Source organism: Clostridium celatum (assembly GCF_021412605.1).
Classification (GTDB): Bacteria; Bacillota; Clostridia; order Clostridiales; family Clostridiaceae; genus Clostridium; species Clostridium celatum.
Window position 1 is genome coordinate 1 of the sequence record NZ_JAJKGM010000119.1, and the last position, 414, is coordinate 414.

General features: G+C 34.1%; 1 pseudogene. It reads left to right on the forward strand.

Annotation, left to right across the window (positions count from 1 at the left end):
- Nucleotides 1–414 (forward strand): annotated as a pseudogene (locus LPC13_RS16800) (hypothetical protein); the annotation flags it as partial.

Consider the following 414-nt stretch of genomic DNA (forward strand, 5'->3'; position numbering starts at 1 on the left):
TAAAGATGGTGGAGCACTTGAAGGTGTAGTACCAGCAGTAGTTAAGGAATTTAACGACGCGTTAGCAGAAGCTGAAGAATTATATGCAAATGTTAATGCTACAGAAGTACAAGTTAAAGATAGTTTTGATAGATTATCAAAAGCAATTCAAATGCTTGAATTCAAAGAAGGAGATAAGTCAGCACTTCAAAACTTAGTTGATGCAACTAATGCATTAAATAAGGATAACTATACTGAAGAAAGCTGGGCTAAAGTAGAAGCAATTCTTGGAGAAGCTAACGGAGTATTAGCAGATGAAAATGCAATGCAAGATGAAATAGATGAAGTAGCAAGTAAGTTACAACAAGCAGTTGAAGAGTTAGAAGAAGCTTCAAAAGTAGATAAATCAATACTTCAAGGTTTAGTTGATAGAGT